Source organism: Microcoleus sp. S13_C3, assembly GCF_036700905.1.
Taxonomy (GTDB): domain Bacteria; phylum Cyanobacteriota; class Cyanobacteriia; order Cyanobacteriales; family Microcoleaceae; genus Microcoleus.
Genome location: NZ_JAUBPT010000108.1, coordinates 18,596 through 27,327, shown reverse-complemented (window position 1 = coordinate 27,327; position 8,732 = coordinate 18,596). Strand labels below are relative to the sequence as shown.

At 42.6% G+C, this 8,732-nt stretch carries 5 protein-coding genes; all 5 read left to right on the top strand.

Annotated features, from left to right (window positions below; translation table 11 throughout):
* Positions 1-251: 251 nt before the first annotated feature.
* The 5 genes from QUA16_RS24995 to QUA16_RS24975 all read left to right on the top strand — a co-directional run bounded on the left by QUA16_RS24995 (position 252) and on the right by QUA16_RS24975 (position 6,917).
* Positions 252-422: a hypothetical protein gene (locus tag QUA16_RS24995; protein WP_333106749.1), complete on the top strand. Its 171-nt coding sequence runs from the start codon at positions 252-254 to the stop codon at positions 420-422.
* A gap of 1,179 nt (positions 423-1,601) precedes the next feature.
* Positions 1,602-2,015, top strand: coding sequence for a plasmid mobilization protein (locus tag QUA16_RS24990; protein WP_333106746.1), 414 nt, complete (start codon positions 1,602-1,604; stop codon positions 2,013-2,015).
* 65 nt (positions 2,016-2,080) lie between these two features.
* Positions 2,081-3,676, top strand: coding sequence for a relaxase/mobilization nuclease domain-containing protein (locus QUA16_RS24985; RefSeq protein WP_333106744.1), 1,596 nt, complete (start codon positions 2,081-2,083; stop codon positions 3,674-3,676).
* A gap of 471 nt (positions 3,677-4,147) precedes the next feature.
* Positions 4,148-5,857 carry an SNF2-related protein gene (locus QUA16_RS24980; RefSeq protein WP_333106742.1) on the top strand — a complete coding sequence of 570 codons (1,710 nt, stop codon included), beginning with the start codon at positions 4,148-4,150 and terminating at the stop codon, positions 5,855-5,857.
* A gap of 19 nt (positions 5,858-5,876) precedes the next feature.
* A complete protein-coding gene (locus tag QUA16_RS24975) occupies positions 5,877-6,917 on the top strand; it encodes a hypothetical protein (RefSeq protein ID WP_333033453.1) in 1,041 nt (346 codons plus the stop codon).
* The last annotated feature ends 1,815 nt before the right edge of the window (positions 6,918-8,732 follow it).

Here is an 8,732-nt window from a genome sequence, read left to right as displayed (position 1 = left end):
ATTTTGGCAAACCGATTCAGTCATGGCATTGTCTAGAATACATAGATGATATTTTTTGTCAATGCGTAAGTCCTAATTACTTGTTTAGGACTACCCACCCTTATGAATGGGGCATTCTAGGTGTCAAAGGGCTTGATTTTTACCCGCTCTTCGATTGTGCCGACTGCTCACATTGCTCCTGTTGTTGTGACAACTTCGTAGCAGCACTGGCGTCAATTCCTCCCGTCACACTTGGGTAGCGAGCGATCGGCTTGAGCGACAGCTCGATCGCCCACAACGGAGCTCATAGAATCAAACAGGCGATCGGCTACCAATCTGGCGCCGTAGCTTCAGCTATTGAGGAGGATTTTGCGGCGGCAATCGACGCGGGTTTTTCTTGCATCGGTCGATATTGTGGCAATAGTTGGCGAGACGCAATTTGAAGAGTTTAAGCAGCTAAAAGGTGATGGGCGATCTCATAAAAACGCATAAAAACGCATAAAAACGCATAAAAACGCATATTGCCGAAAGTTTTCCTAGGTCTGCCGCTCTTTGATTTTCCCTTGCTGACCACGGAGAAACCAGGAGCGATCGGCTTGTTGGGCAGCCCGATCGCTCCTGGTTGATTCCCCGGTAAATCGATAGCGAATAAGAAATTACTATTTCTATAAATGGATAGGCGGGGAAATTTGATTTACTTGATCGGCGTTGCAACGATCACAGACGCTCTCGCCCTTAAGACACCGTATTAGGGTCTGCTCTTAACCTGCCTTCATACCAACAGTTTAGCCGATTGCAAAGCGCGGGCTCGACAACAGCAATTTACGCGACTGTCAAGGCTGACATAACGGCTACTTTGTTGCCAATTTTCTCATACTCCTTATTTGATTTTTTATTCAATTTAGATAACGGCTGCTGTGTTGCCAATTTTCTCACACTTGCTTAAGTTGATTTTTTATTCAATTTAGATACTGTAACTTGACTATTAAATCAATTCGGATTTTGTTAAAAACGCTAAAAAATTAGCTAATTGTTGCGTCAGCTAAAGTCAGGCAAGTGCAGTATAAAGTCAGGCAAGTGCAGTATAAAGTCAGGCAAGTGCAGGTATTTGCAGGGGGTGCACTTTACCTGCATTTACCTGAAAATATCCTGCAAACGCCTGACTTTTTCGGTCAAATTACTGCTTTTTTGTGCTGTTCGTGTCTTGACCTGTTGAGGTTGGTTATGACTATTCTCAATAGGTAGCAAGCAATGGTTTTGTCCGTACAAAGCTTTATTTATTACTTTTAAATAAAAACAATGCACCTCATGAATGCGGAATCCTAGCCGCCTGGTCAGGTTTAAGACTTTCTTAAGCTTTAATGACAAATGTAGCTAACTGTAATACAAATTAAGCGGAATATTATACAGCTATAAGAAATGAGAGGGAGAAAGGAGCTGACAACGCCCTCGCCTGTCGAGCAAACACTTTAAGCAAATGGATAGATTGTCAGTTATTGAGTAGCGCTCGCAACCAGTTATCCTCAAATGGCGGGGGTCACTTTACGCCCCTAGTTTGCTATTTTGGGGTGAAGTTGAAAGTAGTTATAGATTTATAAAATGACATAAACTCAACTATTTTTATGACTATGAAGCTCAAGAAATTTCCTCAACAGCAGCAAAATCAGAGACTTTCGAGTCGGCTGGAACTGAGATTGTCGGACTCAGACTACAATCAAATTAAAGCAAGAGCAGAGCAAGTCAATTTGAGCATGAGCGACTTCATGCGCCGTGCAGCTTTGAAAAGAGCCATGCCACGCCCTCTAGCTGCATTTGACTTAAAAGCCTATCAAATGTTATGCAAGATTGATGCCCAACTTAGAATTGCAGGAAACAACCTCAATCAGATTGCTAAAGCTTGCAATAGTGCTGTGGCATTGAGAGAACCAGTTGTTGTCAATACAGGACTCTTACAAAACGTACAGCAACTCATTCGAGAGAACGGGGCTGCAATTAAAGCTATGGTTGCAAAGCTTGCCAAATCTACAGTACGCTAATTATTAACAAGCCTGGGCTTTACCGCCTGAGCAATCGATTCTGTGCACCTGACGGCTTTTCGGTTATGATTGGCAAACAAATCAAAGGTACAGGCTTTCGGGGCTGTCTGAACTACGTGCTGGGCAAAAAAGACGCCGCTCTAATTGGCGGTACTATGTGTGGACAAACTCCTGAAGAACTGGCTGCTGAATTTGGCATCGCCCGACAACTAAGACCTAACCTGAAAGTAGCAGTTTTTCACGCCACTTTATCTGTCGATAGCACCGAAAAACTAGAAGATTCTGAAGAAAATGACCAACGCTGGCTGGCGATTGCAGCCAACTACATGAAAGCGATGGAATTTGACAACAACCAGTACGCAGTTGTCAAGCACAGCGATACAGAACACGACCACATCCACATCGTCGCCAGTCGCATTTGCCTAGATGGAGGTGTTGTTGACGATAGCTGGGATTATTACAAAAGCCAAGAAACTATTCGCCAACTCGAACGGAACTACAACCTGGAAACTGTTACACCCAGTTGGGAAACAGACAAGCGGGCTCAGACTACAGGAGAACACAGGCAATTAAAAAGCAAGGGAAACAAGAGCGTCAGAGTGCAATTGCAAGACCTAATTGATGAAGTCACCCAAGACAACCCAAGTATGCCAGAATTCGTTGAGCGGTTGCAGCAACAAGCCGTAGAGGTGCAAGTCGGATTGACTCGAACTGGCTTTAGTACAGGCATTTCTTACAATTTAGATGGAGTCGCTTTAAGTGGCACTCAGTTGGGTAGAGCCTACACTTTTTCGGGATTGCAAAAGTATCGAGGCGTTAGCTATGACAAAGGGCGAGATAACGCCCTAATTGAAGCTTTAATGCAGCCACAACACTTAGCTATCGCCCCCAGTGAGGCAGAGGAAAATGAGTTAGAGTTGTCACAATCCGATTTAGTAGCAAGCGCACCTGCAACAGCAAATGAGTTAGAGTTGTCACAATCTGAGCTAGAAACAACCGCACCTGCTACTCCTGCAACAGCAAATGAGTTAGAGTTAGAACTGTCAATCCTGCCTGAACCTGATGAAACTCAGTGGGTCAGAGTGCGATCGCATCTAGCAGTCGAGTACAGTTTACCTTTAGAATTGCTTGATTTATTACACTCTCATTCTTGGCTGTATGCCGGCTCCGAAAAGGCTGTCTTTACGGCACGGACGCTTGACGGGGAAGCCCGGTTCGCTTTTGTTCTCGATGAAAGAGGCAACTTTAGTACAACCCATCCCCTGTCATCTGAAGCTGCTTTCTGGGTAGCCACTACTGGAGAAATTGAGAGAGCTGTGATTGCCTGTAACCCAATCGAAGCCCTTTCAATTTTGCTAATTGAACAGGAAAATAGCCAGGATAACTCTGCAACAGCACCACCCACAATTTACCTAGGAATTGAACGAGCTTCACAACTGCCTAAACAATTCTTACAAGAACTCGATAGCGTTATTATAGCAATCGCAGAAGATTCTCACCTCGCTCGAAATGCGAGCGCGCTGCTGCCAAATGCAGAAGTTGTCAGTCCACAGTCAAGTTGGAATGAGATCTGGATACAATTAATTGAGCAAGAACAGCGAAGTCACAAACAAAATAACCAACAGCACAAACAGCCAATCCCAAACATTGAACTGGATTAATTGTTGCTACCTTAAATTTGTCTAGAATTTAAACAAAGTGCTTAGGTTCATAAAATCAATCAATATGTTTGATAAAACCTGTTGATCAATACTTCGGACAGTTTTTTAACGGCCCAGCACCGCCGAGGGCGAGGAAGCCCTGCCATTTTTTACGCATTTTCTGAAACGAGTGCGCGCTTACTTAAACCTTGAAAAAATAGTCCAGCATATAGCCAGTAAGGGTTTCGGAGACTCGACTATATCTAAAACTGTCCTCCGTATTGCTTATGGGACAAGGATTATGTCTCACCACTACTTCCGTATCACTACCAAGCATCATAACGCTTGCTGTACAATAAAGGGTTCTAGCCGTGGGTCGCCCGTATTCTTAGCCTCAAACGCTAAGGATAATGACTACACTTATTACCTAGCAAAGCTTTTAGGCTAGCGGACAGGTCTGTTTAGCAGACCAAGTAAGGAAAAACTATAAATATGGAAAAAAACTATACATTTCAATTCAATCCTTCCACTGCCTTAGAAGCCCTGAAAGCTGGTAAATACGACCCGCTTAACTTCTACGAAGCGCGTTTAGACCTGTTTAACCTCTCGGTAATGGCAGACTATGACCAACTCATTTGCCTACCCACATTAACTGCTATCGACAAATACTGGTATCAGATTGAAACAGCCCGAAAAGTCCTCAGACAAATGGGTGGACGGGCATTACTAGCGGATGAAGTCGGATTGGGTAAAACCATTGAAGCGGGACTAATCATCGCCGAATACTTAGCTAGGGGGATGGTAAAGTCCATCCTAGTGTTAACTCCGGCATCCCTAGTTTCCCAGTGGCAATCAGAGTTAAGTGACAAATTTAATATCGCTACTATCACCACAGATAACCGTGACCCACAACAACCGATAGACGAATTTTGGACAAATAATCCGCGAATTATCGCTTCATTAAACACGGCTAAGTCTGCTAAACATTATCTTCACGTCACCAGTCGTACTTGGGATTTGGTTGTTGTCGATGAGGCACACCATCTAAAAAATCGCAGTACCCTCAACTGGAAACTGGTCAACGCCCTCAATAAGCGGTTTATCCTCATGCTTACTGCTACGCCAGTGCAGAACTCCCTTGTGGAACTGTTTAATCTGCTAACCCTCCTCAAACCGGGACTGCTACAAACAGAAGCCGCTTTTAAAAAAGAATACGTCAATTCCAAGAATGGACGAGTCCCTAAAAATCCCGAAAAGTTACGCACTCTGATGCGGGAAGTTATGGTACGAAATACCCGCGCCCTAGTAGATGTCAAACTGCCCAAACGCTTCGCCACCACAATTACCGTTACCCCGGCAGCCGGAGAGGAGAAACTTTACCAAGACTTGAGCAAGTATCTACGTTCTTCAGAGGACAAACTAGACAGACTCTCCCGTACTAATTTGCTAATGCGAGCGGGTTCATCCCCTAATGCTTTAGCTGACTCCCTCAAGCAACTGACTATCCGCCTACCCGATGAAGAACTGAAGTCTTTAGCTGCACGAGCATCCCAAGTCAAGCAGGTCGAGAAAGCAAAAACCTTAGTAGAGATGCTCTCCAAATCTCGCCAGAAAACCTTAGTTTTCACAACCCATAAAGCAACTAGCACCTATTTAGCTAAAACGCTGCAAGCGGCAAATATCCCCTTTGCAGAATTTACTGGCGGAATGTCCCTTAAACAGAAAGATGAGGCTATAGCCGCATTTCGGGATAATGTTTCTGTACTCTTAGCATCGGAAACAGGGGGAGAAGGACGTAACATCCAGTTTGCTAATGCGATCGTTAATTATGACCTGCCCTGGAACCCAATGAAAATTGAACAGCGCATTGGTCGTATCCACCGCATCGGACAAACCCAGGATGTTTTTATTTTTAACTTCTGTCTCAAAGGCAGTATCGAAGAGTATATTCTGCGGATACTGCACGACAAAATTAATATGTTTGAACTGGTAGTCGGAGAAATTGAAACAATTTTAGGCAATGTGGATGATGAATTTGACTTTAGTGAAGTTGTCATGGATATCTGGCTTAAGCATCAAGTTAAACCCGAATTAGATCAAGCCTTTGAGCAATTAGCCGATAATTTGTTGAAAGCCCAAAAACAATATGAGCAAATTCAAGAACTGGATGAACAGATTTTTGGCGAAGATTTTGAAGCTTGAAAAATTGATTTGATTAAATATGTTATCAGACCCAATAATTACTACTTTAGAAAAAATTGTAGCTCTCCATGACGGAATAGCTGAACCGGCTGGGGAACACGTTTTAAATGCGCTGTTAAATGAAAACATAGCCTCGTTACTTTCTCTACCAGAAGAAGTAACTTTTACAACTATCACTGATGTACCTCAAAGTGTTTTTGTTACTTATCATTCAGAAGTATTAAATAAATTATCTGAACTATTAGCTGTCAAAGGGCAGATTAGTGCCTTGGGTGTAAAATTTGATGGCTATCTAAAAGCTACGGGATTTGACAAAAGCATACCAGAGAGATTCAAACCTCAAAATGGGTTAATTCGTTTTGTAGATGCTAAACCATCAACCACTCGCTACATTTTATGTAATGTGGCTTACACAGCGAATGCCGAAGAAAAAAGGATTGGTCTAGTTTCGTTTATTATCAATGAAATAACAGGAGTAACACCAGTACAAATTGGGGATGCTTTATTTTGGGAGTCTGACAGAATGGATGTGGATAATCAAGAAACACCATTTTCTATTCCTTTTGATGAGTTGTTGAAGTTAATCGAACATCAAAGTGGAATATTGATTGGAAAATCTTTAGATAATTGGCAGGCTAAATTAACAAGAGCAAGAGCTAGGGATGAAGAAAGACTCAAGGATTATTACAACACGATTAGCTCTGGGATTCGCCACAAGATTGAGTTAAAAAATTTGATTGGTGATGAATTAGACAAAGAATTAGCTCGAATTGAAGCTACTAATAGAGAGCTAGATCGAAAATTGTTAGATATCCAAGAGCGTTATGCAATGAGTGTAGAAGCTTGGTTGCACAGTGCAATGATTATCCATCTACCTACAGTACATATTCAATGTGAGTTGCAAAGAAAGAAAACGAAACGGACTGTAACAGTAGTTTGGAATCCGTTCACTAAAATTATTGAACCTCTTTGCTGTGAATTATCAGGAGAACCTGTTTACGATTTCTATTTAGATGATCTATCAGCTAAAATTATCTCCCCGACAGTTTGGACTAGATAGGGGTATAGCCGAGATACGGGCTTTCCGAGGACACGACGTAAAGTTTTGTAACAATGCCGCTTTTCAATGTCCCTTCCGCCTACAGAAGCTGCCAACACTCAGTCAGCTAGAGCAGAGTAGTATTACTACTCTGCCCTCGTACAGACCCAAAAAGCGTCCATCTTTTACTGCTAAACATTTCAGGCTTTGCTACTTCAAGTCATTTTGTCTTATATTTACAAAACTTTACGTCATGTCCTCGGAAAGCCCGTATCTCGGCTATACCCCAAAGGTGCGTCCAGGTTTTGAGTTGAGTGACCAAACGAAAAGATACGCTTGCTGTAATTCAATCCAGATGCAACAACTTGACTATTAATTCAATTCAGATGCAGCAACTTGACTATTAATTCAATTTAGATGCAGCAACTTGACTATTTAATCAATTCACTTGTTGTTAAAAAGGCTAAAAAATAGCTAATTGTTGCGTCAGCTAAAGTCAGGCAAGTGCAGTATAAAGTCAGGGGTTTGCAGTATAAAGTCAGGCAAGTGCAGGTAAAGTGCAGGGGCTGCACTTTACCTGTATTTACCTGAAAATACCCTGCAAACGCCTGACTTTTTCGGTCAAATTACTGCTTTTTTGTGCTGTTCGTGTCTTGACCTGTTGAGGTTGGTTATGACTATTCTCAATAGGTAGCAAGCAATGGTTTTGTGATCACAAACCCTGATTAATGCGTGTAGACGAAAAATAATGCACCTTTATGAATGGGACATCCTAGGTGTCAAGGCGATCGCGCTCTTGCTAGCTATCGGACGAGTGATTCCCTCGTGATCATCGACATTAGCCGGCTGCTTCGCTTGCAAACAGAATAGCTGGCCGCGCGATCGCGCGTGGGGCATCCATCGCTAATGCCGAACTGCACCAACTAGCTTGTGTCGTGCCCGGCGACGATCCATCGTAAAGGCGACTGTCCTGTACACCAACTAGCTCGCTCTTGGCTTCAATATCGACTCAAAAAGCGAACGTACAGCGGGCGTCAAAAGCGTACAGCGGGCGAGTCAAACTTTATCCTCAAGGCTTCCCAGAGTGTGCGTGAGCTCGCCTTCAATTTCTAACTGTTCTCATTGCAGTCTTGCAAAAACCCTAAATTGGTAAAAAGTGCTCAAATTCGACTTTTGTACGTCTATTTGACATGGCTTGCTATGCGACTGGCGTACTAATTCGGAGGATTCAAGAGGTGTCGAAGTACAAAAAATCAATTAAAAAGCAGCGAAAGTTAATTTAAATTAATTAAATTTTGTGAATTTTGGAGGAAATATTAGGAAATATTAGGGACAAGTAGGAGATATTAGGAAAAAAGAGGAAATAAAAGGAAATATAAGGGTTAAAATATAAAGATTTTTATTGCCTTCAGTAACAATTGTGGTGTTATTTCTTCTTACAAAAAGTTGCACCCTCTGTGTGGAGAATGCAACTCGCGCTTATTGCTGGCAGGCATGACTTCTTAGAAGAACCTGACCTTTGTAGTAGTCGTAACATCACTGGCATTAGTACCTGAATCAGCGAGGCAACAGAGCAGATGAAGATAGCGAACACTCTGCATGAGCATTCTGGCAGCCCGAAAAAAATACTCTTCCACTTCACTTCTCTTATACAAAAGTGCGTTAGCACTGCATTCAATCAAACTCGGCTCCCTGTACTGCAACTCTTGCTAAAAAAATGCTACCACCTTTGTCCGATAGGTTGATATGCCATAGCTGAATGGCTATCACAAGGCGGCAATCTTTTAGGCAACCTTAACAGCCTATTCAATTAGTTCGACTTGCTCAATTGTGAAA